A 26,270-nucleotide genomic window follows, 5' to 3' on the forward strand; every position below is an offset into this window, starting at 1 on the left:
TCAATCAATTCAAGTTGTTGAGGATGTCGTCTCAACAACTGTATTAAATCATATTACGCAAGCGATTACAAGAGGTGATTTTATGGGATGGCGATCGTTGATTATAACCCAGCATTGTAAAGTAACAACAAAGCAACATTCCTTGGTTGTTCAAACAAATGGCGATATTCATACGATGCCGATAGATGATCTGAATCAGGTTATTTTTGCGACGACGCGGGCTTTGATTTCCGCGGATGCTATTACATCGTTGGCAGAAGCAAATGCAAAGGTTGTTTTTTCCGGCCGAGATGGGCAACCGGTCACGGAAACTGCAAACTTGTATTCCGATCGGCGGAAAGCTGAACAGATCCGTCTACAAGCTAATTGGCCGAATGATTTGGTCGAAACAATGTGGACAAAGATTGTTGCAGCAAAAATAAACAACCAAGCCCAAGTGGTCAAACTTTGTGGACATGATGAGCGACCACTGCTAGATGACCTTGACGCTCTAGAACTAAATGATGTATCAAATCGTGAGGCCAGTGCGGCTCGACGTTATTTTAAGATAATGTTTGGAGAGGACTTTTCGCGATCAGATCTGTGCGCGACCAATGCGACCTTAAACTACGGATATTCGATTTTACTTTCAAGTACGAATCGTGCGATTGTGAGCACTGGTCATATAACGGAACTGGGTATGCATCACCACAGTGCGTCCAATCCATATAATCTTGGCTCAGATTTAATGGAACCGTTCAGACCTGCAATCGATTACTGGGTTGCGCAACACTCAATCAAAGATCTTACGCCGGATGTTAAATACGCTTTGATTGATTTGCTTAACTTAGAGTTGACGTTTAATGGCAAAAAGGCCTTACTTCAAAATGCATTAGCAGATCATGTTGAGAATTGTATGGCATTTTTGGATGGGCGTGCTAAGAAGTGTCGAATTGAGGTGATCTTTCCCGATGAGGTATCGAGTTATGCGATTAATGATCATGTTTGACCTGCCTGTCGAAACATCAGAAGACCGTCGAAATTATCGTAAATTCCGACGAGCGCTTATTGATGAAGGGTTTTTGATGATGCAATACTCCATTTATGTACGCGTTTGTAAAACAAAAAAATCAGCTACGTATATGGAGCACAGAATTGCAACTGTTAAGCCCCCCGTTGGAATTGTCCAAACCTTAATGATTACAGAAGCACAATATCAAGCTATGCATTTCATGGTTGGGACAGAAAAACAAGATATTCGGAACTTAGCAGACAGGACGGTGATTATTTGAATTTAACTTATTATCCCTTTCAAGTGATTACAACCAAGCCTTCACTAATAACGGTAGTAGATACGGCTGTGCCCAAAGTGTTTCTTGATCTGCTGAGAACACTTCGAGGCGATCATGGGGAAGTTGTCTTAAGCAATGACCAAATGCAGATTCAAGAAGTCAATAAGGTGTGTTTGTGGGTCGGTGATCCTGTCCTAGAACTAGATTTGGACAAGTTGTTACAACGTTGGATTTACAAAAAGATTGCACAAATGATTGACGATCAGCGGCTTGTTGAGTTAATTGACCAATCGCAACATATGGCCATGGAATTGCTGAAAGATCCTCTTTTGAACGACCTTCCTCTCACAGTTGAGCCCGGTGGGAAGCTGGAACAAATCATGAAGTATTGTAACCTCCATTTCGATGAAGGGGTAATTGTAGAACCAGTTTCTAAAATTGAAGCAGTGATTCAAACCTTAACAAAGCTTGAGGAAAAACGCCTTGTAATATTGGCTAATGTCAGTCATTATTTAGGTGCTAAGGAGTGGAAATGTTTGGTGGATCAAGTTAGTGGCACCACACTGGAGATACTTCTCATTGAATTTTCAGATGTCGAACGAAAGAGTTTCTTTGAAGACTGCCAGTATGTGTACATTGACAACGACTTTATGGATAGTCGAGAGCTGATTGATTAAGAGACCGTGTGAAAACACCGGTCTCAGGTAGATGTCAGATCAATCAGTTCAAGAGCCCATTTGGGAATATCTGGGCACAGGTAATTGTCTCAGGTAGATGTCAGATCAATCAGTTCAAGAGCCGACAAGATTGACGTATCTAGCGCCCCTAGGTCTCAGGTAGATGTCAGATCAATCAGTTCAAGAGCAGTGATCCTGCAAAGGGCGTAAGAATCATAGTCTCAGGTAGATGTCAGATCAATCAGTTCAAGAGCCTGCTTGCAGGCCGGCATCACCGCGACACAGTCTCAGGTAGATGTCAGATCAATCAGTTCAAGAGCTTTTGATCGTTAACTAAAACATACCAATCTGTCTCAGGTAGATGTCAGATCAATCAGTTCAAGAGCTTTAGGCAACCGTTTCGATTTTCTCGCTAAGTCTCAGGTAGATGTCAGATCAATCAGTTCAAGAGCTCGAGGATTAAAGCGCCGAGGTCATTGCCGGTCTCAGGTAGATGTCAGATCAATCAGTTCAAGAGCGTATCAGTGCCATATCCGTCTTTAAACGCCGTCTCAGGTAGATGTCAGATCAATCAGTTCAAGAGCATCGCCATTCTGGGGCGAGGCTGCCGTGTTGTCTCAGGTAGATGTCAGATCAATCAGTTCAAGAGCTACGCAAGTAAGCGTTTTGGGGTACTAATCGTCTCAGGTAGATGTCAGATCAATCAGTTCAAGAGCCTGACAGTCTGGACTGAGATCTACGCTGGCGTCTCAGGTAGATGTCAGATCAATCAGTTCAAGAGCCCATCATCAGGCGAAAAACGCGCTACATATGTCTCAGGTAGATGTCAGATCAATCAGTTCAAGAGCATCTAAGATCTGACATTTCGACCGTTTTGGGTCTCAGGTAGATGTCAGATCAATCAGTTCAAGAGCCGTCTTATACGGTTGTGACCCTTGTCAGGCGTCTCAGGTAGATGTCAGATCAATCAGTTCAAGAGCATTCATGTTAGTACGCCTCGCCGTCTTGTGGTCTCAGGTAGATGTCAGATCAATCAGTTCAAGAGCATCGACCCCATCTGGTTGTGCAATGTCATCGTCTCAGGTAGATGTCAGATCAATCAGTTCAAGAGCTGATGGAGTCATCACCATACGATGTCATGAGTCTCAGGTAGATGTCAGATCAATCAGTTCAAGAGCCCTTTTCGCATGCCGCTCATCGCCATCAAGGTCTCAGGTAGATGTCAGATCAATCAGTTCAAGAGCATGGGCGCTTGAAAATAAGATACCGATCACGTCTCAGGTAGATGTCAGATCAATCAGTTCAAGAGCAAGATCGGAAACGATTTTCCCAACTCTTTCGTCTCAGGTAGATGTCAGATCAATCAGTTCAAGAGCAATTCAACCGCTGTGGCGGCCAAATATGCGGTCTCAGGTAGATGTCAGATCAATCAGTTCGAAAGTTTTCAAATTGGTGTTAGTGGCCAAGCTTATTAGATAAAGAGCACTGATGAGGTTGGTCGTAAGAGTAATACGAATTTAACAAGATTGTATTTTGTCAAAGGCTGCTAATGAAATTTGCGGCTTTTGTTTGGCTAGACAAAAGAAATCTGCAAGTTGATTGTTAACCACTGTAATGCTAGGGCCTGTCTTAAAACTATTTCAACCATACCAGAATAGCCGAGATATAAACGGTTTCCAAGAAAACGGGGCCAATTTATTATATCGTGTTGCTAAGCGAATGCAATTCTTCACCTGATTGAAAAGGCTTTCAATCAGGTGGCGATCCCAGTAGACATGATAATCACAATCCCATTTTTCTTTTATGCTGGCTTTAGGTGTAATGGTATAGGAACCATGCTCGGTATCGATATAATCACGCAGATGCTTGGCATCATAAGCTTTATCGGCAATCACATTGACGCCAGCAAGTTCAAGTTGTACCAGCAATGGTTGCGCTGCTTGTGAATCGTGAATATGGACACCTGTCAATAAAAAGCGCAACGGATTACCTAAGCCGTCCACAATGGCATGAATCTTGGTGGTTCGGCCACCGCGACTCATACCGATGGCTTGGTTTTCGACGATGCATCTGACGTTTTTTGCACCGGTTGCTTTCTGATGAACGTGGATGCTCGTTGAATCTAAGCTGATATTTTCCATGTCAGGATCATCGCTGATCGCCGTAAAGGCTTTCTCGAAGACAACCCGTGTCCGTTCAGCTACGAAAACGGTTGTAGACTGTCTTCCATGACACATAGCGTTCCGATAAATCACGCGAGCAGCGCCACTTTTAAGCAGCCAAAGATTCGCATTAAAAGCCGTTTTGTTGGAAAGCTTAGATGGTCGACCGGTACGGTAAGATGGGAACAGTGTTGCAAGCTGATCCCATTGTTCATCAGAAAGTTCATAACGTTTAGGTGTATTCATTGATTTATACTTAGCATTATTAACTAATATACAGGGCTTTGACGTTTTAAGACAGACCTTAGTTATTCACTTGTACAATAAGAACCTGAAAACCGATTTGAGGTGACCTAACATGCGCTGGCTAAAAAAATATGTACGACCACTGGATTATGTCATTGTGGTCTTACTGTTCATAGCATGCTTCATTCCACTTGAGATCTTTTCGATGACCGAAGCGCATGTGAATACGGATCAAAAAGTGGCGGTTATTTCGATTAATGGCCATGTCAAACGGCGCATTAAGCTGGATGCTCATGCCGAGCACCAGCAGTTTACGCTTTATCCGGCAAAAGGACAGTATAATGTCATCGAAGTTGATGGCGCACGCATTCGCGATAAGGAAGATAATTCGCCGGATCAGATTGCGGTGCATACGGGCTGGATTAGCCAAATTGGGCAGCAAAGCATCTGCCTACCGCATAAATTGCTGATTGAAATCAAGCCGGCGCAAGGAAATAAAGGCACTAGCGGCGATGATGGCGGACTGGTACACCCTTAATCAGTTGGCTTAAACGTTTACAAGCTGCTAAATGTGGTGCAGTATTTCAAAAATAGCTGCTTAAATGTGATTTTCTCATGGTAAACTGGAAAAACAATCTGTTGTTCAACAGATCGTTTGCGACACGGATGGCAGTCACAATGCTGCAGACTGATTGAAAGAAAAGAGGAAAGCCTTTATAATGCTTGGATTATTGAAATACGGACGTGACAAGCTTGGGGCTGGGGTTATTGAAGCAATTTTTGATTGGTTACCGACAGTCTTGCCGGTCATCATTGCGCTTGAATTGGCGGCAAATCGTGCGATGGAAGCAATCGTGGTGGTCGGGGTACTGGGGATATTTTGGCTTCTGTATATTACGATTTACGAGCGACATCACCGTCATGACTGGGCCATGAGTGCCAAGCGTGAGCTGCGTGATCGTTATTTCGAGGCGCTTTACCAACGCAATGATGCCGCGGCCGCAACCGGTGCAGACAATGCGGTGATTCAGCGTGATTTGGGCGGACTTAACAATTTGGATATGTTTTATAGCACGTTGTTTCCCACTTCCTTGCAGGCGATGATGACTTACCTGTTGTTGATCGCGCTGTCGATTTGGTATCGTTCATGGTTAGCTTTGCTGCCGCTTGCCTGTGTCTTGTTGATCGGCTTTGCCATGATGTTTCTTGGCAAGCAAATGTCGGCACAAAATAAGACTCATCTGGCTGGCTTTTTAAAAATGGGTGGACGCTTTATTAATGACTTGCGCGGGATGAATATCTTGGTGATGTACAATGCTGCCGACCGTTACGGGCAAAAGTTCGCGGACGAAAGCGAATATTTTCGCCAGGCAACGATGAATCTTTTGAAAACCCAGTTGCAGGTGCTGTTTGTCATCAATGGTTTTGTTTACCTAACTGTGTTCGTTGGCGGTTTTGTGACCGCACTTCAGCTGATTGGCGGCCAGTTACCAGTGGCCGGGGCGTTTGCCACTTGGTTTACGTTGGCCATGATGATGGTCAATGCCCGGCAACTTGGCTATTTCGTGCATGTTGTCAAATCAAATGGACCGTCACTGGCGGCGATCCTTGGCACGATTGCCAAGGCCAAGGCGGCGCCGGCGACAGTTCGGATTACCGACAACCGCCCACTTAAACAAATCACACTTGATCAGACGACGATCGGTTATGCGCCGGATAAACCACTTGTCACTGACATCGATGCTACGCTAAAACCGGGCAAGTTATACGGTTTGGCGGGCGAAAATGGCACCGGTAAGAGCACGCTCATTCAAGCTATTTTGGGTCGCCTGGAGACTTTATCCGGAACGATTATGGCTGACAACACGGCCGTCTCTGCGTTGAGCAACGCACAGAAAGCTGCGGTGTTTGGGTATGTCACGGCAGATGAGTACCTTTTTTCCGGCACTGTCCAGGAAAATTTGCTGTTAGGGAATCGCTTTGGCGACACGTGGCAGCAGAAACTTGATGATTTAGGACTGATGCAGTTTGTCCCTAGGTTGGAAAAAGGTTATGACACAAAGGTGGGCGAAGGCGGACGGTTGCTTTCACCTGGGCAGCGGCAACAGTTGGCGTTTGCGCGGATGTTACTGGCGGACAAGACCGTTTACCTGTTGGATGAAATGACGTCTAGCATTGATAAAGTCAACGCTGCGGCGATTTTGGCGGCTGTTAAAAAGTTGAGCCAAGAGAAAATTGTTTTGTTCATTTCTCACGACCTTGCTGCAATGGCGCAGGCTGATGTGGTGTGGTTTATTCATGATCAACATTTGATCGTTGCTAATCATGAGAAACTTTATCAAGAGCAGCCGGCGTATCGGCGACTGGTGGATAATCCGGAGACGATGCAGAAAGAGGGTGCACGCTGATGATCAGAGGGTTATTAAAGTACACCCATCATTTAACCGGCGCCATTGTGATCAGTTTTTTGATCGGCATGGTTGCCGAACTGGCCAAAGCCGTTGTCTTGATTCTTGCGGCGATGATGCTGTTTGATCCGCAACACGCGTCAGAGTTGCTGTTGCCAGGCGTCATCGCGGTCATTCTCTTGGGTCTCGGAAGTTTCGGCGAGCAATATGCCGGACATTTTGTAGCTTTTCATGTCCTAGCTGACTTACGCGGCGCGGTTTATCGGCAACTGGTACGATTGGCACCGGCAAAACTGGATACGCAATCGAGCGGTAAGTTACTCAAGTTAATTGGCAGCGACATCGAAGCGATGGAAATCTTTTATGCCCATACCATCGTTCCCGTGGCAATCGGCGTAACATATGGTCTTTTGATGACGGCAGTTTATAGTCGCGTCAGTATTTTGGCAGCAGTGGTTGCGCTGGTCGGTTATGCGGCCGTGGGCGGGTTGATTCCGTATGCGCGGCATCGGCAATTGACCGCTAAGACTCAGGCTGCTGATCAGCTGAAGGCGGCCAACCAGCAGTACTTGTTAGAATCAGTTCGTGGGATGGGGGCGGTGCGCCAGCTGGGCATTGCAAAAGAACGCATGGATCAAGGCAATGTCGGCTTTGACCGCGAAGCCGCCGCGTTTCAACAAGCGCAATTCAGTCAATTATTAAAAAATGTCGCTGCAACGTTCGTCATGGTCGCAACGTGGTTGGTCATGGTCTGGATAAGCGGCTGGCAGCAGGCAACCGCCTTGCAACAAGCGGTTCTTGCAATCTTCCCGCTGACTTTTGGTCCGTTGCTCGCACTAAACAATCTTCCTGGATCCCTGCTTAACGGGTTTGCGGCGGCTAAAAATCTTTTCAACCTATTGCAGGAACAGCCGCTAACGGCAGCACCAGCAACCGCAAGTCAAACAGTTGGTGCGATTAAGCAGATTCAGGTGAAGCAGGTTTCATTTAGTTATCCAGTGCGTCCCGAAGAGGTTTTAAACGACGTGACGCTGACCTTAAAGGCTGGTGAAATCGCCGGTTTTGTGGGTGCGAGCGGGTCGGGCAAAAGTACATTGGCTAAACTGATCATGGGCTGGTATCCAGTCACAAGTGGGAAGATTCTGATCAATGGTACGGATCTTGCAACCCTCAATCCACAATCACTACGGGCACAAATTAATTATTTGCCGCAGTCCGCGATATTTTTCTCCGAATCGGTCCGTGATAATCTGACGTTGCATGACCCGGCGATCACGGATGATCAAATTTGGACGGTGTTGGCGCAAGTTAAACTGAGTGAGCGGTTAAAACAGGTTGCCAATGGACTGGATACACAGATTGTTGCCGGACACGTGCCTTTTTCCAGTGGCGAACAGCAACGACTCGAATTGGCCCGCGCGTTGTTGCATTCTAGCAGCGTCTTGGTTTTGGATGAGCCGACAAGCAACCTTGATACCGAAAACGAGCGACTGATTCTCGACACGATCAAGACTTATTATCACGGCATCGTCATTTTGATTTCACATCGCGCAGAATCGGCAGCCTATGCGGATCGGATTTATCGCTTCAATAATCGGCAGGTTGTGGAAGAAAAGTAATTTGTGACCTGTTTTGCATCGAATGCTCATCGTGCCTCAATGGTCTTTCATAGAAAACAAAAATTCACCCTTTTGAGATAAGTTTGTCTTAGGGGTGAATTTTTTAATGATTCAAAAGGATTTTTAGAATAATTTCGCACACTCTCAAACATTCATATGAGATTCAGGACTCATCAAACTTCTTGACCCAAGCTTGAAAAACTTCGCTAATTCGTGTGCTAAAAAGGTTGAAGAATAACGCATATCATTGGCAAGCCACCAGCGAATGACACTGAGATAGACGGCGGGCACAATGTTTAACAACAGATCGCGTTCAACGGCGGTCTTTTGCGGCAAACATTCGATGAGATGTTGTTGTAAAGCGTCTTCAGCCTGTTGTCTTAGACCTAAATGGTTGGGGTCATTTAAGATAAATGCATAGAGACGCGGTTCATTTGCCACAACTTTTAGTGCTTGTCCTAGGTCGTCGGTAAAGGCGGCTTCTTTAAAGGTGTTTTTAGAAAAGTAAAGTTCGGGGGCCATCGCAGCAATGATTTTAGTCATGCCGACTGCTGTCATTTGTTTAAGCAAATCGTATTTATCGACATAGTGAAGATAGAATGTCGAGCGATTAATTTTGGCAGTTTGGGCAATGTCATTGATGGTGATATTTTCAAACCCTTTTTGATCGATAAGGGAAAGAAAGGCCGTGTGGATAGCATCGTTGGTTTTAATGACACGCAAATCAGTTTGATGCGACATTTAAGACACCTCTGTTGATTAATCTTGACTTGGACGACATTGACAAACCATTTGCTGTATAAGCAACAAATGGCCGTCTGTTAAGCATTGTAGCCGTTTTATAACGGCATGTATAGTGGATTCAGCATCAAGAAAGGAACTTTATAATGCCAAAAAAATGGACGGTATCAGATTTTCCAGTCGGTCTTTATCAAGTGAACCATGATCAGAGTGTCAATTTCCAAATGAATCGGTTCTTTAACTGGTCAAATGATCGCGAAATGTTGCAGCAGATGAAGCGTCTCGACGATCCTAAGCAAACTTATCCCGAACTTGTTACAGCGTTCGAAAGCTCTGGCAAATCAGCACTAAAAAAGAATGAAAAGTTACGCGCTGCGATGTACTTTAGACTAGCAGAATTTTACCTACCTTCAACCGATTCAGGAAAAATCAACCTGCGTCATCAATTTATCTCGCTGAGCAACGCTTATTACGGCATTACTGAAAAACAGCACTTTTTGATCCCTTATGAAAATGGGCACATGTCTGCCTACCGGATAACACCTTCAAATCCGCGGGGCACCCTTTTATTTTTAAATGGCTTTGATGGTGACATTGAGGAAGTGACCCGGCTCATGCTGGTCTTGCGTGACGCGGGATATGATGTCATCTATTTTGATGGCTCTGGCCAAGGTTATTGTTTGGAAGAGGAATATTTGCCGATGACGCACCAGTGGGAAAAACCGGTAAAAGCGGTGCTTGATTATTTTCATGTCGACAAGGCAACTGCTATCGGTATGTCGTTGGGTGGTAATCTTGCTTTAAGGGCAGCGGCCCTTGAACCGCGCATCAACCGCGTTATTTGTTATGATATTTTTCCTGACTTTTTTGATTGTTTGATGAATCAGTTACCAGCTGAGCTAAAAAAGAAATTCAACCGCTCATTAGTAACCGAAGAGAATAAAGATCAGATTAATGGAGTGGCTGACCAACTCATGAAAAAAAGTCTAATGTTGCAATGGGCATTTCAACAGGGGATGAAGGTAATGGGGGTTGAGACGCCATTCGATTTTATCCGAAAAACGCTCAATTATACGGCTGATGGGATTTCACCGTTAGTTAAACAGGATGTTTTATTGCTTGCCGGTGGCCAATGACCATTATGTAGCCAATGATCAGCTACCGCGGCAAATTAGGACGTTAACCCATGTGTACTCTCTCACTGCAAGGAGATTTACGGCACAGGAATTTGCTAGCAATCATTGTCAGCTTGGCAATGTCGGGCTTGCATTGACTACCATGTTGAACTGGCTTGCTCAGTTGAACCAAGAAGAACTTGTCCTTGGTAAAGTGAATTAAGATCATAGCGTGTGTCCAACTTGACAAGGTGAACAGTGTTATGTTTTAATATAAGCTATAGTGAATAGCAACGAATCGGTTGAGCGTATGCTTCAAGAAGCCTTTCCTGGGGAAGAAAGGGCATTGAGGCGTGCGCTCTTTTTTTCGTGAGCGTGAGCCGGCGCGTTTAAGAGTCGGAGTGTAAGTGGCCTTGGGCGTGATGACCCGGGCTTGGTCATTGCGACCAAGGCCCTTACACGTAGACTCCTGCGCCGGCGAACGCGTTATGACGTAAGCAAAAAGCGCCACCAACCGAATTCAAGAACTTATATCAAGAAGGAGATGACCATGCAGAAAGTTTATTTAAAGCATAAAGAGGAAGTTTTAACCGCCTTGGCGACCAATCGAACACATGGATTAACCAGCTCAGACGCTGAAACAAGATTGGCAAAGTTTGGTCCCAATGCTTTGAAAGCCGCGCCAACGATCCCCGCCTGGAAGCAATTTTTATTAACATTGAAGGAACCACTTGTCATTATTTTATTTGTTGCTGTCGGACTGGCCTTGCTGAGTGCCGCATACGATTTTTTTGTCACCGGCAATCGCAGTCATGGCATGGCGGCAATTTATGAAAGTATCGCTATTTTAATCCTGATCGGCGTCAATTCCGGCTTAGGCTACTGGCAGGCACAATCGGCGAAAAAGTCGATGGATGCGCTACGCAACATGGCGGATCATCAGGCGCGGGTGTTGCGCGATGAAGTTTGGGAAGATGTGCCGGTTGCGGAGCTGGTGCCAGGCGATATTGTTCGGGTACAGACCGGTGACTTTGTGGAAGCCGATGTGCGGTGGCTGCGGGTGGCCAATCTGCAAACATCCGAGGCGCACTTAACCGGTGAAGCAGAGCCTGTGAGCAAGCAATCCCATGCCCTGACTGAAAAAGTTGAACTGGGCGATCAGACCAACATGGGTTTTGCCGGTTCGATGGTGACGGCGGGAAATGGCTATGGCGTCGTGGTAGCAACCGGAATGGAAACCGAACTCGGTAAAATTGCCAAGTTAATGAATGACGTGCCGACACAAAAGACGCCCATCGAACGGGTCGTTCACAGCTTGAGCAAAAAGCTGATGATTGTGGCGATCGGGATTGTTTTCCTGACGTTAGGTTTGGAGCTCTTTAAAGCTTATCAGCAAACCGGCAATATTTCTTTTGAAATACTGGCTGCTTCCTTGTCGACTGCCATTGCACTTGCGGTGGCGGCGATTCCGGACGCGTTACCGGCTGTTTTGTCCATCGTGTTAACCATTGGTGCGACCAAGTTAGCCAAGAATCAAGGCTTGATCAAGTCACTGAACTCAGTTGAAACCTTAGGCGCGACGAATTATATTGCGTCTGATAAAACCGGTACTCTGACCAAAAACGAGATGACGGTCACCCGCTTTTTTGCCAACGGCGCGCATTATGAAGTCGAAGGTAACGGGTATGACACGACTGGTGATTTTTTACCGGTAGATGATCGAGATACGCCGGCAGTCGAGTGCTTTTTGCAGGCGGCGGTGTTAAACAATGAAGCCAATGTTATGCAAGATGAAGATGGCCGCTTTCAGCCTTTTGGGAATCCAACCGATGTGGCGTTAGTCGTAGCCGGCGCAAAAGGCGACATTGATCGGGCAACATTGCTGGAAAAGAACGATCAACGCGATATCGACATTTTACGGGTGTTGCCGTTTGATTCGACGCGGAAAATGATGAGCGTCGTGATTAAAGAAAATGGCCAGTTCAAGGTGCTGACCAAAGGCGCGCCGGACGTTATTTTACAGAAAACGGATCAAGTGGTGGATCATGATCAGCTGGTGCCGATTGCAGAAGCACGGGCGACCATGGAAAAAGTGATTCTGGACTTCGCTAATGATGCGTTGCGAACTATTGCGATCACGGAACGCGCCATTGATGAATCGCTGGCTTTGCATGGTGAAACAGCCGAACTGGAGCAACATCTAACACTGCTAGGCATCGCTGGCATCATCGACCCACCTCGCCCGGAAGTGAAGCGCTCGATTCAGACGTTGCATACGGCTGGCGTCAATGTCGTGATGATTACCGGGGACCACGCCGCCACTGCACGCGCCATTGCTTACAAGTTGGGGATTGTTCAGAAAAAGGATGCTCAGGTCATTGAAGGCGCCATGTTAGACAAGCTGCCTGATGCTGAGTTAGACGACGTGGTCTTAGAAGCGCGGGTCTATGCGCGGGTTTCCCCGGAGCACAAGCAACGGATCGTTAAAGCCCTGCAACGGCGCGGCCAGGTGGTTGCCATGACCGGTGACGGGATTAATGATGCCCCGGCATTGCGGGCTGCAGATATCGGTATCGCCATGGGCATCAATGGCACCGAGGTCACCAAAGATGCAGCCGATTTGATTTTGCTCGATGATAAATTCACTACCATCGAAAAGTCAGTGGCAGCTGGCCGGACGATCTTTGGAAACATTAAGAACTTCATGCGCCATGAATTAACGACCAACGTTGCGGAAGTGCTAGCGTTGCTGTTAGGGGTTCTCCTGATGACCGGTCCTATTGGCCATGTCAGCGCAACCACGCCGACACTGACGGCGCTCATGGTTTTGTGGGTCAATATGGTGTCCGATGCGATACCGAGTTTTGCCCTTGCATATGACAAACCGCAAGCGGACCAGATGAAGCAAAAGCCGCGCGATACCGATGTTTCGATTCTAAGAGGCATGGTGGGCCGCATCTTTGTTCGCGGGACTGTCATGGGCGGCACGGTGTATATTGCCTTTATCTGGGCGGCCAGTGCCGGATTGCCAGCAGCTGCAGCCCAGACGATTGCGTTCCTGACCCTGGTATTTGGTCAATTATGGCATGTTTTTGATGCGCGGAGCACAACGACTTTGTACCGACGCAATCCGTTCAGCAATGTCAAGTTGCTCGCAGCAGTTAGTTTTGCAGCGGTCAGTTCATTGTTGGTCACCACCCTGCCATTTTTCAACGTGGTGATGGGTACCCAAATGCTGACATGGCAACAGTATTTGTTAGTTACCGTGCTACCGGCAATTCCTACGCTTGTACTTTCGGGGATTAAAGAGGCTTGGTTGGCAGTGGCTAAGAAAAAATAATGTCTTTTCAATAAACTGATGCCGATTGCATTAAGCTGCTCATTCAAGGGGCAGCTTTTTTCGTGCGCATTTGTGGCTTCTCTACCGGCGAACAGCTTATGCTGCAAGATACGAAGCGGGACCTATTTTTCATATTTCCAAAAATAAAATTGACTTTTTCCAGAAAACAGCAGTATTATATAGACCGGTTGTTATAATTTGGAGGTTACCAATGAACACACGTGAAAAGTTAGTCGCGACGGCTGCAGATCTTTTTCAGGAAGAAGGGGTCAGGGCGACGGGATTATCAAAAATTCTGGCTGTCAGCGGAACCCCGAAAGGTTCACTTTATTATTATTTTCCAGAAGGCAAAGTGCAGCTGATTGAAGCCGCCATTGAGTATGCGGGTGCGCAAATTTTGGCGCGGGTTAAACAAGCGCTTGAACGGGATGCGGCGCCGGAAATTGCCTTGACCGGGCAGTTGGCGGAAATGGCGGATGAAATGCAGCAGCACGGCCGGCTCAGCAGCCATTCAATCAGCCTGATCGCACTAGAAACTCGCGATGATCCGAAATTGCAGGCAGCCTGCAGTGCGGTTTATACGCAACTTGAAGATTTATACACCGACAAGCTGGTTTCAGGGGGGATGTCAGTGGCACCGGCGCGGCAACTGGGACAATTCGTTCAGGCAACGATCGAGGGCACCATTATGATCGCGACTACCAAAACGAATCCTGACTTGTTACGGCAAACCGCGGTCCAGTTGACCTACCTGATTAAGCAGGCGTTGACTTCATGAAAATGCCTGCCAACTGTTCATTGATTCGAAAGTAGAAAAGGAAGTTATTCATGCAATTATCACAAACAAAAGTGATGCCACAAGCACGTGTTCATATCGCCCATCCAGCTTTAGCCATGATCGGGTTGATGATCGGAGCGTTTGTCGGCATGTTTTCAGAAACATCCCTTAATATCGCATTACCCAGTCTGATGACGGCACTGAATGTGTCGCAAGGCACGATTCAATGGCTCGTCACCGGTTATATGCTGGTCATCGGGATCTGCATGCCGGTTTCCAGTCTTTTATCCAAATGGTTTAATACCAAAAGAATTATTTTATTCGCATTAGGCGCCTTCATTCTTGGCTCAGTTGTTTCCGCGATGGGTGCTAGCTTTGCCGTTGTCTTAATCGGTCGCTTAATTCAGGGCATTGGGACCGGTTTGATTCTGCCATTGATGTTTTCGGTGGCAATGCAGATTTTTCCGCCGTATAAACTGGGCACGGTGATGGGTTTGGCGGCGCTGGTGATTATGTTTGCGCCTGCAATTGGCCCGACTATTACCGGACTCATCTTGGCCAAGTTTACCTGGCATGATATTTTCTGGTTATTTGTCCCGTTCTTGGTATTGGCATTTATTTTTACCTTGACGTCAATGGAAAATGTTTATCACCAAACCAAAACACCGGTCGACTGGATCTCGATTGTTGCCTCATCGATCGGTTTTGCCGGAATCGTTGTGGGCACGACCATGGCGAGCGACTCAGGTTGGCTATCGCTTACGGTAGCGGTTTCATTGCTGATCGGTATTGCCGGTTTGGCGTTTTATACCCGGCGGCAGTTGACGTTGAAAAAACCGATGTTGAACTTGCGGGTCTTCGCCAATGAACAGTTTACGGTTGGTACCTTACTGGTCATGCTTGATTTTGGCGTGATTCTGGCTTCGATGTATCTATTGCCGATGTACTTGCAGCGCGTTATTGGCCTACCAGTCGCGATGACCGGTCTCGTGATGTTGCCAGGCGGGATTGTCAACGCCGCGGTTTCGGCGATTGCCGGCCGGATGTATGACAGTCATGGCGCAAAGTGGTTAGCCCGTGGCGGCTTTGTGATTGCCATTCTCGGGATCCTGATATTGCTGAGTAGTGGGGCACAAAGTCCGCTGTGGTGGATCATTTTGGGACATGTGACCTTAATGGTTGGTGCGCCGCTTGCGATGTCACCAGCGCAAACGTATGGCTTGAACAGTTTAAGCGGCGCCGAAAGTGCAGATGGCAGCGCCTTGCTGAACACCTTACAGCAAATTGTCGGGGCGGTTTCAACAGCGGTGGCCACAAGTATGCTTGCTTTGGGTTCTGCTCAAGCCGCTGGACAAACAGGACTGACAATCGGTTCGCACTATGGTTTCATATTCGTCCTAGTTCTTGCCGTTGTCGGCTTGATTGTTGCCTTTCAAGTTAAAAAGCCGCAAGTGAGCCGCGATCTTTAGTCTTACAAACACATTTCAATGAGTTCCGGTAAGTGATTGCAAAAACAATCGCCCTTACCGGAACTTTTTTTGCAATTAAACGGATCTTTTTCGAAAGCGTCATGCAGAAATAGTGCAAAAATGTTTCCGCCGCTAAGCATTGTCCGTGACTAATTTGTATACCATCTGTTATGCTTACTTCGTTGTTAGTAGGCAGTGTCATAAGGAGGATGATTGTTTGAAGAATCCATATGATTTTGATGTCTTGTACTTAGGTAGTGGGCATGGCGCGTTTGACGGTGCCGGTCCGTTGGCAGCTTCCGGAAAAAAGGTTGCAGTGGTTGAAGGCGAGATGATCGGCGGCACTTGCCCGAATTATGGCTGTAACGCGAAAATCACACTCGATACGCCAGTGGTTTTACAACGTTTTGCTGAACGGATGCAGGGCGTTGTATCTGGCAATATCAAGATTAATTGGTCGGCATTAGTGGCGCACAAACAAGCTGTGATTAAACCGTTACCGGATGCTATCGGCGCAGGATTGACCCAAAACGGCGTGACAATCATCCACGGCTATGGAAAATTTCAGGATGCGCACACGATTGTTGTGGATGAAAAGACTTATACCGCTGACAAAATTGTCATTGCGACCGGCCAGCACCCGCATCGCATCGATGTTCCGGGGACCGAATTAGCGCATGACAGTCGGGTCTTCATGGACTTGGATGTCTTGCCGAAACGGATTGGTATTTTGGGATCAGGTTATATTAGTATGGAATTTGCAACGATTGCGAATGCAGCCGGCGCTGAGGTCCATGTGTTGATGCATCATGACCGTGCTTTACGGGAATTTCATCAGCCGTTTGTCGAAGACGTGATGGCTGACATGACGAAACGGGGCATTCAGTTCACGCCGAATGCGGGGGTTACCGCGCTGGAGAAGACCGCTGATGGTATAGTGATTCATTATGGCGATAAGGAAAAGCTGGTTGTCGACTGGGTGCTGGACGCAACCGGTCGAATCCCGAATGTTGAGCAACTGGGATTAGAAAACGTCGGCGTCAAGTTTAATCAGCACGGGATTCTTGTAGACGACTATCTGCGAACCAATGTGGCAAATATTTATGCATCGGGCGATGTTTTAGATAAACAGCAACCTAAATTAACACCAACGGCCACGTTTGAGTCCTATTATCTTTACAAGTTGTTGAGTGGCCAAACGACTGCGCCGATTGATTATCCGGCAATTCCGTCGACGGTTTACACTTCGCCAAGGATTGCCAAAGTCGGGGTGGCACCCGAATCGGTCAAAGATGATGTTTACAAGGTCGTGCACAATCACATTCCTGATGACTGGTACCACCAAACTGATCAGGAAACGGTGGGCGATAGCCTTTTGGTGTTTGATCAGGAACATCATCTTGTCGGTGCCACGGAGTACAGTGCTCAAGCCGAAGACGCGATCAACACGTTATTACCGGCGATTGTCTACCATTTAAGTCGCGACCAGATGTGGCAAATGGCGCACATTTTCCCGGCTGAAGGTGCAGCGGCATGGCATAAGATTCGGTGAATTGGAGCAATGTAAGCATTAAGCAAAATCAACAACTTTAATATAAATACGAGCTTACTATCTATATAATCGCGTGCAGCAGAAGTTACGATACTGCGATAATAGTAAGTTCGTTTTTGATTTTGCGCTGATGAATGTTAAAACTACCAGAATCTTAGTGCCAAGGATGAGTAATCGTAGACTAGATGGGGTTCAGCCGTCTCCGCTCTAGCTTCGCGGTCGCCAGCTTATCTGGCCGGAGACTGCGGGGTTTGGCATGGCATGGAACTTTTAGCCTAAACTTTTCTCTGCATCGTTCGCAAAATCTCAGTATAGTGCGTCACGAGTCAAACGCAGGCTCAAAAGCTAAAGAGGTTCATTTAAAAGAGGTTCGTTTAGACGAAAATCATGGACACTTGATTAGCAGAGACTTTGAATCACCTATTCAGCCTGTTGTGCTGCATGTGATAGTGACATGACATCGCGCACAATCATCAGTTCTTCGTTGGTTGGAATAACCAGCGTTTTAACTCGTGCGCCTGGAGCCGTGATGTCGCCAGCTTGGTGGCAGGTTTGCTGATTACGTTGCAGGTCAATGCGGGCGCCGAGATAGTCGAGTGATTGCATCACCCGAGCGCGAACGGCACTGCTATGTTCGCCAATGCCGGCAGTGAAGACTAGCACATCAATCCCGTCCATCAAAGCCGCATAAGCACCGACATATTTGACGATGCGATTAACGAAAATGTCTAGCGCAAGTTTGGCGCGGGGATGTTTTGGCGCCGCTTCTTCAAGATCGCGCACGTCATGGCTGATGCCGGAAATACCACGCAGGCCAGACTGGGTATTAAGAATATCAATCATTTGATCAACATCGGTAATCGCCAGTTTTTTCATTAGATAGGCAATCAGTGAGACATCAACATCACCGGAACGAGTGCCCATCGTGACGCCGGAAACCGGGGTGAAGCCCATTGATGTATCGATGGACTTGCCGTTTTGGATCGCCGTGATGCTTGAACCAGCCCCAAGATGCATCACGATCATTCGCATTGATTCGAGCGGTTTGCCAAGCATTTTAGCAGCGTGGGCACTCACATAACGGACGCTGGTGCCATGAGCTCCGTATTTGCGGACGCCGAACTTTTGGTAATATTCGTAAGGAATGCTGTAGAGATAATTGACAGGTTTCATGGTTTGATGGAAGGCCGTGTCAAAAACAGCGACTTCAAGCGCCCATGGCATCATGGTGCGAAAAATCTCAATGCAGTCCGCTTCGACCGGATTATGCAGCGGCGCATAGTCACGTAGAGCCCGAATCTGCGACAGTACCCGGTTATCAATCACAATTGGTGCGGAAAATAGTTCGCCACCAGCCACAACCCGGTGACCGATCCCAGTAATTTCATTAAGTTGATGCACAAGACCAAGCGATTGAAGGTCGGCGAGCGTGTTTGCGACTGCTTCTCGGTAAGTGTGGATATGGGTCGTGCTTTCATACACTTGATCAGTGCCATACTTAATTTTAACAGTGGAGTTGCGTAAAATATCGGTCGCGCCTTCTGCAAGCTGGCGTTCACTTGGCATGTCAAACAGTTTCCATTTAAGCGAGGAGCTGCCGGCATTGATAGAGAGAATTTTTACCATGTTTGATCACTCTTTCACGATTGCTATATCTGTATCATACCACTGAAAAAGCCTTTTGTTTGTGAAATATTTTTCAAAAGTATTTTGGAAAAATTGGACGCATATTTGCGTCCAAAATATATATATATATGTTATCATTTGTTTATGGAGAGACCGAAGTTTCGTGCTTATCGAAGGCCTAATGGTCGCAGGGAATTCGTTGACTATTTTCAATCGTTGCCGCCCAAGGAACAATCAAAGTTGCAAGCCGTAATTGAAACCGTGGAAGAGAAAGGAATTGAGATTGCCAGTCGCTTACTATTAGTTAAGAAGATCGACAAAAACCTCTACGAGTTGCGGTCGCGCCAGGGAACAGATTACCAACGAGCTCTGTATTTTCACGTTGTTGACAATGATTACCTCATTACCCACGGGTTTAGCAAAAAAACTAATCGCACACCTCAAAGGGAAATTAATCACGCTATTGATTTGCGTGCAGAGTTTTATCGTAGATATAGGAGTGGAAATTATGAAAGACCTTAAAAAGTATACAGAGTCGGTTTCGACTGATATGGACGATTTCTTTAAGGAAATGTTACAAGACGCCAATTATCGGAAAATGGTTACCGCTGAAAAGTCGAAGCTTGCGAGCGCCGATGCGTTACTTGAAGCAAGGGAGGATGCCGGCCTGAGTCAACAGGCATTGGCAAATAAATCCGGGGTTCCCAAAACAACGATTGCTCGAATTGAAAGGGGAAATAACACGAGCATCGAAACCTTGACAAAACTTGCTAATGCATTAGGAAAACACGTGATCGTATCAATTGTTTAAAAGGCTAAACAATGAGCTGTAACCCGCCAAAAAGTGTCTTTCACCCTTGGCGAGTTACAGCTCATTTTATGTTTTAATGGTCAATTTTTTAAAAATGGCTAGACATCAATGTTGGCATGGCCGATCAAAAAGCACACTGCAACCAGCGAATGCTTAATGCTTTTTGAAAACTCAGATATGGTTCTGGTGCTCGGCGAGATGCCGCTGCCGCAACGACTAATGACTCCGCTTCAGCATTTGGTGGGTCAATCTGACCAGTGCAGATTTAGTTGCTGATGTCGGCAAAGGTGCCAGTGCCGCAACAGCACGGTTGGTGTAAGTAACTGCCATCTGCTGGGCTTGCGACAAGCCGTGGGTGCGAACGATCGCCGCGATTTTATCTGCGTTAACCGCGATTTGGGTTGCGTTCTGGGTTAACGGTGCCAGTTGTTCCGGGACGATTTGGTAGGCATAGATGAGCGGTAACGTTACAATGCCATTGTGAAGATCTTCGAGTGCAGGCTTGTTGAGCGTTGAACTTGTCTGGGTGTAATCCAAAAGGTCATCAATCATTTGAAAGGCCATGCCCAGCTGCCGACCGAAACGATACGCAGCCCTTTTTTGTTCAGGAGACAAGCGGCCAATGACGGTGCCTGTGTAAGTGGACAAGGCAAATAAGGCAGCGGTTTTGCCGGCAATGGCACTGAGGTAAGCATCGATGGTGGGGATCAGCGGTGCGCTTGGACCATTTTGATCCACTTCGCCCATGAAGATGCGTTTCATGATGCGAGCGTTGGCGCTGAGGTCGACAACATCAGGATTTTGTTCGCTGAGCAGTTGAAAATAAATGGCAAACAAAAAGTCGCCCGCGTAGATAGCCTCACGATTGCCGGATTTGGCTGAAACGGTGGCCATGCCGCGGCGAATATCGGCGTGGTCCAAAACGTCATCGTGGACGAGCGTGGCCAGATGCAACGCTTCGATGGCCGCACCAGCCGTCACAAGATCACCGTTGTCAGGTTGGCCGAAACGCGCTAGCATAAGCATTAGCCCGCTGCGCAACATTTTGCCGCCAGCGTTGATCTGTTGCTGAATGAGGGTGTGTACTTGCGGCTCGCGCAAAACAGCGACCTGCTCCAGTCGTTGTTGGATTTGTTCGAGTTGTTGATAGACCGTGGGGAATCGGTGCCACAGGGGATGAATCATGCATTTTCTCTCTTTCCTTAAAGACATATTTACTCTACTGTACCTGATTCTTAAAAGTCAATTATTGGAGGTTGTTTATGTCATTATCTGTATTTCTTGAGTTGGTTGAGATTAAGGCGAAAACGGCATCGGTGTTTCCGTTTCTCTTGGGGACGTTGTATGCCTGGTACCACTATCATACGTTACATATTCCGGAATTGTTGGTCTTCTTTGTTGCGATGCTTTTGTTCAACATGTCAGTCGATGCCAATGACAATTATCAGGACTATCGGCGCTCGGAGCGGACAGAAGCGTTGCATTTTCGAGAAAAGACCAACATTATCGGCGTGCATCATTTGAATCCCAGCATGATTGGCTGGATGGTGGTGGCGATGATGGTCTCCAGCGCCGTTCTAGGTTTGTGGATCGTCAGTCGCACTGGCTGGCCGCTGTTGGTGATGGGGCTGTTTAGTTTTGCGGTTGGTTATGGTTATGCTGGCGGACCGCGACCGATTTCAGCGACTCCGTATGGCGAGTTTTTCTCAGGGTTTACGATGGGCTTTGTGATTTTCCTCATCGCGGTTTACGTCAATGTCTTTAATGTCGCTGATTTTTCATGGTCATTGATTTTGTCCGTTTATCTGGCCAGTGGTTTGGCGCAGTGTGCGATTTCGGATCTATTGCTGGCCAACAATATTGCGGATCGGGAAGAAGATGAAACGCTCAAACGCCGAACGATCGTGCATTACCTTGGCCTTGAACGCAGCATTATTTTCTTTTACAGCTTGTATATCGTAGGCTTTTTAATGCTCATTGCCGCCGTGCTCCTCGGATTATTGCCAAAATTGACACTATTGACCTTGATAACGGTTCCTTTTGTTATCAAAAATGCGCGCGGTTTTGCGGCCAATCCGGTGAAAAAGTTGACCTTCCCTAATGCGATCAAGAACCTTTTTGTCACCACCTTGGCGCAAGTCGTTTTCCTAGCCCTCGGCGTTTTCTTGAATATTTGACAAGTGCTTACGATCACCGGCTCACTGACGCAGGAGGAGAAGACGATGAGTATCACCATTCGGCCATTTGTCAAAAGAGATTTAGGTCGTTTTATCGCTGCCGTGGCGCCGTTATTGCCTGCCTCGGCGGTGAATTTTGCCTTGATCACGGACACCCACGACAAAGCAAAGTTTGCGACCACTTATTATGGGCCAACCGGTTATTGGCATGTGCGAGAGCAAGGGTGGCTAAGTACCCAGTTGCCGCTTGCATTGCGGGTCCACTTAGGCGATTTGGTTGATGGGTCGGAATCACCGTGGCTGACAAAATTGCGGCTGCGTAATATCATGGCAGATTATCGCCGCGGCCGAGTGCCATTTCTGGTCACCAAAGGCAATCACGATGACAATGACAAGTTTGCCGAAAAGCGGCCGGGTCATCGCGGTAGCTTTTTGCCGGATGTGGCCCAGCAGTTGATTTTTGCCGCCGATGCGACCCAGCAACATATTGCGGTTTCACGTGAAGGATTGCTGGTGCAAGATTTTCCAGGATTGCGCCTAATTGTTTTAAACACAGCGGATGTCCCTCTGCATGACGGGCGTAAGATTTACGATGTTAAAAAAACGTTGGCCGTTTCTTTTGCACAGTTGCGTGATTTTGCCTTAGCGCTAAAAGGTGCTCAGAATCGCGATGTCTTGGTTATGAGCCACGCACCGGCCATGAAGCAAAATGGACAGCCTGCCCTGAAGTTCAACGGGCGCGCGGTGCACGAGTTGTTGCGGGCGTTCAATTTACATGCTAGCGGCTGGCTGAATACAGGTAAAACGCCTGAATTCGGCGGGCAGTTGCGCTTTGATTTTACCCAAACCACTGGGCAGATGATTGCTTATCTGGCGGGGCATTACCATTTGGAAGCCGATTATCAAGTGAATGGCATTCATTATAGCTTGCAGAATACCAGTGCCTTGATGGGCCGGCATCATGGACTCACCACTAAATTCAATCGCCGTTACGACCGGCGCTTTGGCACGCCGAGCGAATATGCCGGATATGTTGTCAGCGTTGACGTACAGCGGCGTCTGCTGAGTCTTTATGGCTATGGCGCAGCGAGTCGTGTCCGCCGGTTTGTTTACTAAATCTTTAGAAATTTTTGCCGAAAAATCTGGCTATTTTGGTTGCCGAGATAACGCTTACATGCTATACTATATTTGAAGTTAAGGAAGAACAAAAGGTCGATGCAGGAACCGAGAATCACGATCCTTTGTCTAGCAGTAAAAAGACGAATCAGCTCGAAAGTGTGTGTCGCAAAGCACGAGAAAAGCGAATAGAGCACTGGTGCAGTAAGTATCTGCGCCACTTGTCGTAAGATTCATGTTCCACAAGATCCAAAGATGAACACACATGGAGGTATGAGGCTTATAAACAGACTCAGTAATCCAAACGGGACAATGAGCTTCCCATAGATGTTCAATCGGGTGTGTCATAGGACCACCAAACAACGCCAAGTTATCTGGCAACATCATTTCAACACTCGTTGTACCGTAAAAGTGAATAAGTTTTTTGTAGAGGTGTCGCAGTATTAGATTTATTGAAGAGGGTTTTACAATTAGCACCAGTAAATGTAACAAAACTGCTGCATCGGTCAAATCCTTAACTTAGGAGATCCAGGTTCACCTGTAGGAATCTGGGTCTCTATTTTTTTGCCTTTTTCTTAATTTTCAGAAATGACCAGACACATTGCCTGAAAGATCTGAATTCTATTCGCACCTCGGTTGCCAGATAGCAGCTGCCTAAATGTCCCGATTAAGTCCGTCTGACAACGTTAAGCACGCTCCCTTTTACCGGCGCGCTTCAATTGACTTGCGCCGCCAAATCTTTATACTGAAACAAGTAATGATGGTCATTCACGTGAAAAGGGGTTAACTGTATGTGCGGAATCATCGCGTTTGCGGACAAGACAATTTTAAATAAAAAGCCAGTTATTAATAACATGATGGACATGATCAAGCACCGGGGACCAAATTCCAGCGGTGAATATATCAATGATAATGTCGCTTTAGGGTTCCGCCGGTTGTCGATTATCGATTTAAAGGGTGGCTCACAACCGATCCTGAATGAAGATGGCACCGTTGCGATTATCTTTAACGGGGAAATCTATAACTTCCAGAGCATTCGCAAAGATTTGGTTGCTGCCGGACATGTGTTTAAGACCCATACGGACACTGAAGTATTGCTCCATGGTTATGAAGAATATGGCATGGAAGAATTGCTCAAGAAGATTCGTGGCATGTTTGCCTTTCTGATTTGGGATGACAATAAAAAAGAGATGTTTGGTGCCCGCGACTTCTTTGGCATCAAGCCAATGTATTATTACCACGATGGCGATACATTCATTGTCGGCAGTGAAATCAAGGCATTTTTGAAGCACCCGAAGTTTAAAAAACAGTTGAACAAAGAGGCATTGAAGCCTTATTTAACGTTCCAATATTCTGCGTTGGACGAGACATTCTTCAAAGGCGTCTATCGCGTTCCGGAAGGCCATTACTTCACGCTGAAGGATAACAAGCTCACAATCAAGAAATACTGGGACATGGACTTCAAGGCCAATCATCTTAGTTTTGACGAGACGGTCGCTGCGATTGACAAGAGTGTTTCCGAATCTGTTGAAGCGCATAGGATTTCCGATGTGGAAGTCGGCTCCTTGCTTTCTTCCGGTGTCGATTCCTCTTATATCACCGCACTGTTGCGGCCGGAGCACACTTTTTCCATTGGTTTTGATAATAAGAAATATCACGAAGGAACGGCAGCCAAGGAGCTTAGCGACAAACTTGGTTTAGACAACACCAGCGATATCGTGACGGAAAAAGAAGCGCTCGACAACTTCCCGCTCATTCAATATCATCTGGACGAGCCGGATTCGAATCCATCCTGCGTGCCGCTTTACTTCCTGACACGGATGGCGCATAAAGACGTCACGGTTATCTTGTCTGGCGAAGGTGCCGACGAACTGTTTGCCGGTTACGCCAATTATGGTTTCCACACGCGCAGCCATGCAATTCGGGTCTTTGCGGACGGCTTGCGGAAATTGCCACGTGGGGTGAAGTACCGAATTGCTCATGGCTTGAAGAAAATGCCTAACTTCCACGGCCGCTTGCATCTGTACGAATCAACCGCGCCAGCAGAAGAATTCTTCATTGGTGAAGCACTTGTGTTCCACGAAGGCCAAGCCGACAAGATTCTGCAGCCTGAATACCGGCAAAGCAAGAGTGTCCGCGACATTGTCACCGAATCTTACAAAAAGGTTCGTCACTACGACGATGAAGTGAAAAAAATGCAGTATCTCGATATTCATCAGTTCATGCCTAAAGATATTTTGTTGAAAGCCGACAAACTATCGATGGCAAACTCGATGGAATTGCGGGTACCGTTTCTGGACAAAGAGGTGGCCAAAGTTGCTGCGGGTATCCCAACCAAGTATCTAATCAATTCCCATAACTCTAAGTACGCGCTGCGTGAAGCGGCTAACCGTCACTTGCCAGAGGAATGGGCCAGCCGCGAAAAGCTGGGTTTCCCGGTTCCGGTTAAACAATGGCTTGAAGATGAACCGTTCTACAAAGAAGTTCGCAAAACCTTTGAACAAGATTGGGTCAAGGAGTTCTTTGATCAGGATGCGATTTTGGATATTCTCGACAAGACCTATCGTAAAGAAGCCGATGACCGCCGAAAAGTCTGGACTATCTATACCTTCTTGGTTTGGTATAAAGTTTACTTTATTGATAATGAGATTCCGCATTACATCGCGGATTCGAATAAAGATAAGATTGAAGCTTAGTCGGGTTTAGTGAATAATAAGCACAAGGTAACTGGCAGCATGGTGCTGTAGGTGCCTTGTGCTTATTTTTTAGGTTGTTGGAAAGGGGAGGCCATTATGCATCACACGCATTGTATCTTTTGCCAACTCTCTAGGTCCAAGGTAGTCCTCGAGAACAACTTGGCGGTTGCTTTTTGGGATATTCATCCCGTGAGTCGAGGCCATCTGCTTATCATTCCACGGACGCATCGGCAAGACTACTTTGAAGTCAGCCAAGAGGAATTACTAGCTGTTAATGACCTTATTCATGCCAGTAAGAAGCTGATTGATCGGCAATTTCATCCCGATGGCTACAATATCGGGGCTAACGTTGGGCAATATGGCGGCCAAACGGTGATGCACTGTCATATCCATGTGATACCAAGATATCAAGGCGATGACCCTGATCCTGCTGGCGGTGTTCGGAAACTTTTGTCAAGAAGATAGA

General features: G+C 46.8%; 21 protein-coding genes and 1 CRISPR repeat array. Of the genes, 17 read left to right on the forward strand and 4 right to left on the reverse strand.

The window, feature by feature from the left end; translation table 11 throughout:
- Window positions 1-82 precede the first annotated feature (82 nt).
- From cas1 to csn2, 3 genes are read left to right on the forward strand one after another with little or no spacing between them, the layout of a single operon-like run.
- The gene (gene cas1, locus BVJ53_RS05275; protein WP_129301605.1) at window positions 83-988 is read left to right on the forward strand and encodes a type II CRISPR-associated endonuclease Cas1; all 906 of its coding nucleotides are present in this window, start codon (window positions 83-85) and stop codon (window positions 986-988) included.
- Entirely contained in the window at window positions 966-1,271 is a 306-nt protein-coding gene (cas2, locus tag BVJ53_RS05280) for a CRISPR-associated endonuclease Cas2 (protein ID WP_129301485.1), read from the forward strand. The genes cas1 and cas2 overlap by 23 nt, the downstream gene beginning before the upstream one ends.
- On the forward strand, window positions 1,268-1,948 hold the full coding sequence (gene csn2 / locus BVJ53_RS05285; protein ID WP_129301486.1) for a type II-A CRISPR-associated protein Csn2: 681 nt from the start codon (window positions 1,268-1,270) through the stop codon (window positions 1,946-1,948). The genes cas2 and csn2 overlap by 4 nt, the downstream gene beginning before the upstream one ends.
- Before the next feature lie 20 nt (window positions 1,949-1,968).
- A CRISPR array of direct repeats spans window positions 1,969-3,390; the repeat unit is 36 nt; unit sequence GTCTCAGGTAGATGTCAGATCAATCAGTTCAAGAGC.
- Window positions 3,391-3,588: 198 nt separating this feature from the next.
- On the opposite strand, the gene BVJ53_RS05290 is transcribed toward csn2, so the two are convergent.
- Window positions 3,589-4,356, reverse strand: coding sequence for an IS5 family transposase (locus BVJ53_RS05290; protein ID WP_238150142.1), 768 nt, complete (start codon window positions 4,354-4,356; stop codon window positions 3,589-3,591).
- 112 nt (window positions 4,357-4,468) lie between these two features.
- Here BVJ53_RS05290 and BVJ53_RS05295 point away from each other — a divergent pair, with 112 nt between their 5' ends.
- The 3 genes from BVJ53_RS05295 (at window position 4,469) to BVJ53_RS05305 (ending at window position 8,383) form a co-directional block, all read left to right on the forward strand.
- Window positions 4,469-4,894, forward strand: a complete 426-nt coding sequence (locus BVJ53_RS05295) for a NusG domain II-containing protein (protein WP_129301487.1) — start codon at window positions 4,469-4,471, stop codon at window positions 4,892-4,894.
- 181 nt (window positions 4,895-5,075) lie between these two features.
- Window positions 5,076-6,764: an ABC transporter ATP-binding protein/permease gene (locus BVJ53_RS05300; RefSeq protein ID WP_129301488.1), complete on the forward strand. Its 1,689-nt coding sequence runs from the start codon at window positions 5,076-5,078 to the stop codon at window positions 6,762-6,764.
- Window positions 6,764-8,383 carry an amino acid ABC transporter ATP-binding/permease protein gene (locus BVJ53_RS05305; protein ID WP_129301489.1) on the forward strand — a complete coding sequence of 540 codons (1,620 nt, stop codon included), beginning with the start codon at window positions 6,764-6,766 and terminating at the stop codon, window positions 8,381-8,383. The genes BVJ53_RS05300 and BVJ53_RS05305 overlap by 1 nt, the downstream gene beginning before the upstream one ends.
- A gap of 144 nt (window positions 8,384-8,527) precedes the next feature.
- Here BVJ53_RS05305 and BVJ53_RS05310 read toward each other — a convergent pair whose 3' ends face one another.
- Complete coding sequence (locus BVJ53_RS05310) at window positions 8,528-9,124, reverse strand: TetR/AcrR family transcriptional regulator (RefSeq protein WP_129301490.1); 597 nt, start codon at window positions 9,122-9,124, stop codon at window positions 8,528-8,530.
- A gap of 146 nt (window positions 9,125-9,270) precedes the next feature.
- Between BVJ53_RS05310 and BVJ53_RS05315 the strand changes: the two genes are divergently transcribed.
- The 5 genes from BVJ53_RS05315 to BVJ53_RS05345 all read left to right on the forward strand — a co-directional run bounded on the left by BVJ53_RS05315 (window position 9,271) and on the right by BVJ53_RS05345 (window position 17,378).
- Window positions 9,271-10,260 (forward strand): alpha/beta fold hydrolase, encoded by a 990-nt coding sequence (locus BVJ53_RS05315; RefSeq protein ID WP_202865300.1) that lies wholly within the window; start codon window positions 9,271-9,273, stop codon window positions 10,258-10,260.
- 529 nt (window positions 10,261-10,789) lie between these two features.
- Window positions 10,790-13,579 (forward strand): cation-translocating P-type ATPase, encoded by a 2,790-nt coding sequence (locus BVJ53_RS05325; RefSeq protein ID WP_129301491.1) that lies wholly within the window; start codon window positions 10,790-10,792, stop codon window positions 13,577-13,579.
- Between the two features lie 211 nt (window positions 13,580-13,790).
- Window positions 13,791-14,357, forward strand: a complete 567-nt coding sequence (locus BVJ53_RS05330) for a TetR/AcrR family transcriptional regulator (protein WP_129301492.1) — start codon at window positions 13,791-13,793, stop codon at window positions 14,355-14,357.
- 50 nt (window positions 14,358-14,407) lie between these two features.
- Entirely contained in the window at window positions 14,408-15,826 is a 1,419-nt protein-coding gene (locus tag BVJ53_RS05335; protein WP_129301493.1) for a DHA2 family efflux MFS transporter permease subunit, read from the forward strand.
- A gap of 217 nt (window positions 15,827-16,043) precedes the next feature.
- Window positions 16,044-17,378 carry a dihydrolipoyl dehydrogenase family protein gene (locus BVJ53_RS05345; protein ID WP_129301495.1) on the forward strand — a complete coding sequence of 445 codons (1,335 nt, stop codon included), beginning with the start codon at window positions 16,044-16,046 and terminating at the stop codon, window positions 17,376-17,378.
- A gap of 420 nt (window positions 17,379-17,798) precedes the next feature.
- Here the strand turns inward: BVJ53_RS05345 and BVJ53_RS05350 are convergent, their stop codons facing one another.
- Complete coding sequence (locus BVJ53_RS05350) at window positions 17,799-19,004, reverse strand: acetate kinase (protein WP_129301496.1); 1,206 nt, start codon at window positions 19,002-19,004, stop codon at window positions 17,799-17,801.
- 144 nt (window positions 19,005-19,148) lie between these two features.
- Here BVJ53_RS05350 and BVJ53_RS05355 point away from each other — a divergent pair, with 144 nt between their 5' ends.
- Together BVJ53_RS05355 and BVJ53_RS05360 are read left to right on the forward strand one after the other, a co-directional pair.
- Window positions 19,149-19,526 (forward strand): type II toxin-antitoxin system RelE/ParE family toxin, encoded by a 378-nt coding sequence (locus tag BVJ53_RS05355; protein WP_129301607.1) that lies wholly within the window; start codon window positions 19,149-19,151, stop codon window positions 19,524-19,526.
- Window positions 19,513-19,815, forward strand: coding sequence for a helix-turn-helix domain-containing protein (locus tag BVJ53_RS05360; protein ID WP_129301497.1), 303 nt, complete (start codon window positions 19,513-19,515; stop codon window positions 19,813-19,815). The genes BVJ53_RS05355 and BVJ53_RS05360 overlap by 14 nt, the downstream gene beginning before the upstream one ends.
- 216 nt (window positions 19,816-20,031) lie before the next feature.
- Here BVJ53_RS05360 and BVJ53_RS05365 read toward each other — a convergent pair whose 3' ends face one another.
- A complete protein-coding gene (locus tag BVJ53_RS05365) occupies window positions 20,032-21,000 on the reverse strand; it encodes a polyprenyl synthetase family protein (RefSeq protein WP_129301498.1) in 969 nt (322 codons plus the stop codon).
- Between the two features lie 77 nt (window positions 21,001-21,077).
- Between BVJ53_RS05365 and BVJ53_RS05370 the strand changes: the two genes are divergently transcribed.
- From BVJ53_RS05370 to BVJ53_RS05385, 4 genes are all read left to right on the forward strand, one after another.
- Complete coding sequence (locus tag BVJ53_RS05370; protein WP_129301499.1) at window positions 21,078-21,992, forward strand: 1,4-dihydroxy-2-naphthoate polyprenyltransferase; 915 nt, start codon at window positions 21,078-21,080, stop codon at window positions 21,990-21,992.
- A 45-nt stretch (window positions 21,993-22,037) separates the two neighbouring features.
- Entirely contained in the window at window positions 22,038-23,108 is a 1,071-nt protein-coding gene (locus BVJ53_RS05375) for a metallophosphoesterase family protein (protein WP_129301500.1), read from the forward strand.
- A gap of 791 nt (window positions 23,109-23,899) precedes the next feature.
- Window positions 23,900-25,804 (forward strand): asparagine synthase (glutamine-hydrolyzing), encoded by a 1,905-nt coding sequence (gene asnB / locus BVJ53_RS05380; protein ID WP_129301501.1) that lies wholly within the window; start codon window positions 23,900-23,902, stop codon window positions 25,802-25,804.
- A gap of 96 nt (window positions 25,805-25,900) precedes the next feature.
- Window positions 25,901-26,269, forward strand: coding sequence for an HIT family protein (locus BVJ53_RS05385; protein WP_129301502.1), 369 nt, complete (start codon window positions 25,901-25,903; stop codon window positions 26,267-26,269).
- The last annotated feature ends 1 nt before the right edge of the window (window position 26,270 follow it).

Source organism: Lacticaseibacillus chiayiensis (genome assembly GCF_004123795.1).
Taxonomy (GTDB): Bacteria; Bacillota; Bacilli; order Lactobacillales; family Lactobacillaceae; genus Lacticaseibacillus; species Lacticaseibacillus chiayiensis.

What these genes read in the sequence shown, in the direction of transcription:
- cas1 (WP_129301605.1), top strand. Translation starts at nt 83, where the DNA reads ATGGGATGGCGATCGTTGATTATAACCCAGCATTGTAAAGTAACAACA.
- cas2 (WP_129301485.1), top strand. Translation starts at nt 966, where the DNA reads ATGCGATTAATGATCATGTTTGACCTGCCTGTCGAAACATCAGAAGAC.
- BVJ53_RS05290 (WP_238150142.1), bottom strand. Translation starts at nt 4,356, where the DNA reads ATGAATACACCTAAACGTTATGAACTTTCTGATGAACAATGGGATCAG.
- BVJ53_RS05295 (WP_129301487.1), top strand. Translation starts at nt 4,469, where the DNA reads ATGCGCTGGCTAAAAAAATATGTACGACCACTGGATTATGTCATTGTG.
- BVJ53_RS05300 (WP_129301488.1), top strand. Translation starts at nt 5,076, where the DNA reads ATGCTTGGATTATTGAAATACGGACGTGACAAGCTTGGGGCTGGGGTT.
- BVJ53_RS05305 (WP_129301489.1), top strand. Translation starts at nt 6,764, where the DNA reads ATGATCAGAGGGTTATTAAAGTACACCCATCATTTAACCGGCGCCATT.
- BVJ53_RS05310 (WP_129301490.1), bottom strand. Translation starts at nt 9,124, where the DNA reads ATGTCGCATCAAACTGATTTGCGTGTCATTAAAACCAACGATGCTATC.
- BVJ53_RS05315 (WP_202865300.1), top strand. Translation starts at nt 9,271, where the DNA reads ATGCCAAAAAAATGGACGGTATCAGATTTTCCAGTCGGTCTTTATCAA.
- BVJ53_RS05325 (WP_129301491.1), top strand. Translation starts at nt 10,790, where the DNA reads ATGCAGAAAGTTTATTTAAAGCATAAAGAGGAAGTTTTAACCGCCTTG.
- BVJ53_RS05330 (WP_129301492.1), top strand. Translation starts at nt 13,791, where the DNA reads ATGAACACACGTGAAAAGTTAGTCGCGACGGCTGCAGATCTTTTTCAG.
- BVJ53_RS05335 (WP_129301493.1), top strand. Translation starts at nt 14,408, where the DNA reads ATGCAATTATCACAAACAAAAGTGATGCCACAAGCACGTGTTCATATC.
- BVJ53_RS05350 (WP_129301496.1), bottom strand. Translation starts at nt 19,004, where the DNA reads ATGGTAAAAATTCTCTCTATCAATGCCGGCAGCTCCTCGCTTAAATGG.
- BVJ53_RS05355 (WP_129301607.1), top strand. Translation starts at nt 19,149, where the DNA reads ATGGAGAGACCGAAGTTTCGTGCTTATCGAAGGCCTAATGGTCGCAGG.
- BVJ53_RS05360 (WP_129301497.1), top strand. Translation starts at nt 19,513, where the DNA reads ATGAAAGACCTTAAAAAGTATACAGAGTCGGTTTCGACTGATATGGAC.
- BVJ53_RS05365 (WP_129301498.1), bottom strand. Translation starts at nt 21,000, where the DNA reads ATGATTCATCCCCTGTGGCACCGATTCCCCACGGTCTATCAACAACTC.
- BVJ53_RS05370 (WP_129301499.1), top strand. Translation starts at nt 21,078, where the DNA reads ATGTCATTATCTGTATTTCTTGAGTTGGTTGAGATTAAGGCGAAAACG.
- BVJ53_RS05375 (WP_129301500.1), top strand. Translation starts at nt 22,038, where the DNA reads ATGAGTATCACCATTCGGCCATTTGTCAAAAGAGATTTAGGTCGTTTT.
- asnB (WP_129301501.1), top strand. Translation starts at nt 23,900, where the DNA reads ATGTGCGGAATCATCGCGTTTGCGGACAAGACAATTTTAAATAAAAAG.
- BVJ53_RS05385 (WP_129301502.1), top strand. Translation starts at nt 25,901, where the DNA reads ATGCATCACACGCATTGTATCTTTTGCCAACTCTCTAGGTCCAAGGTA.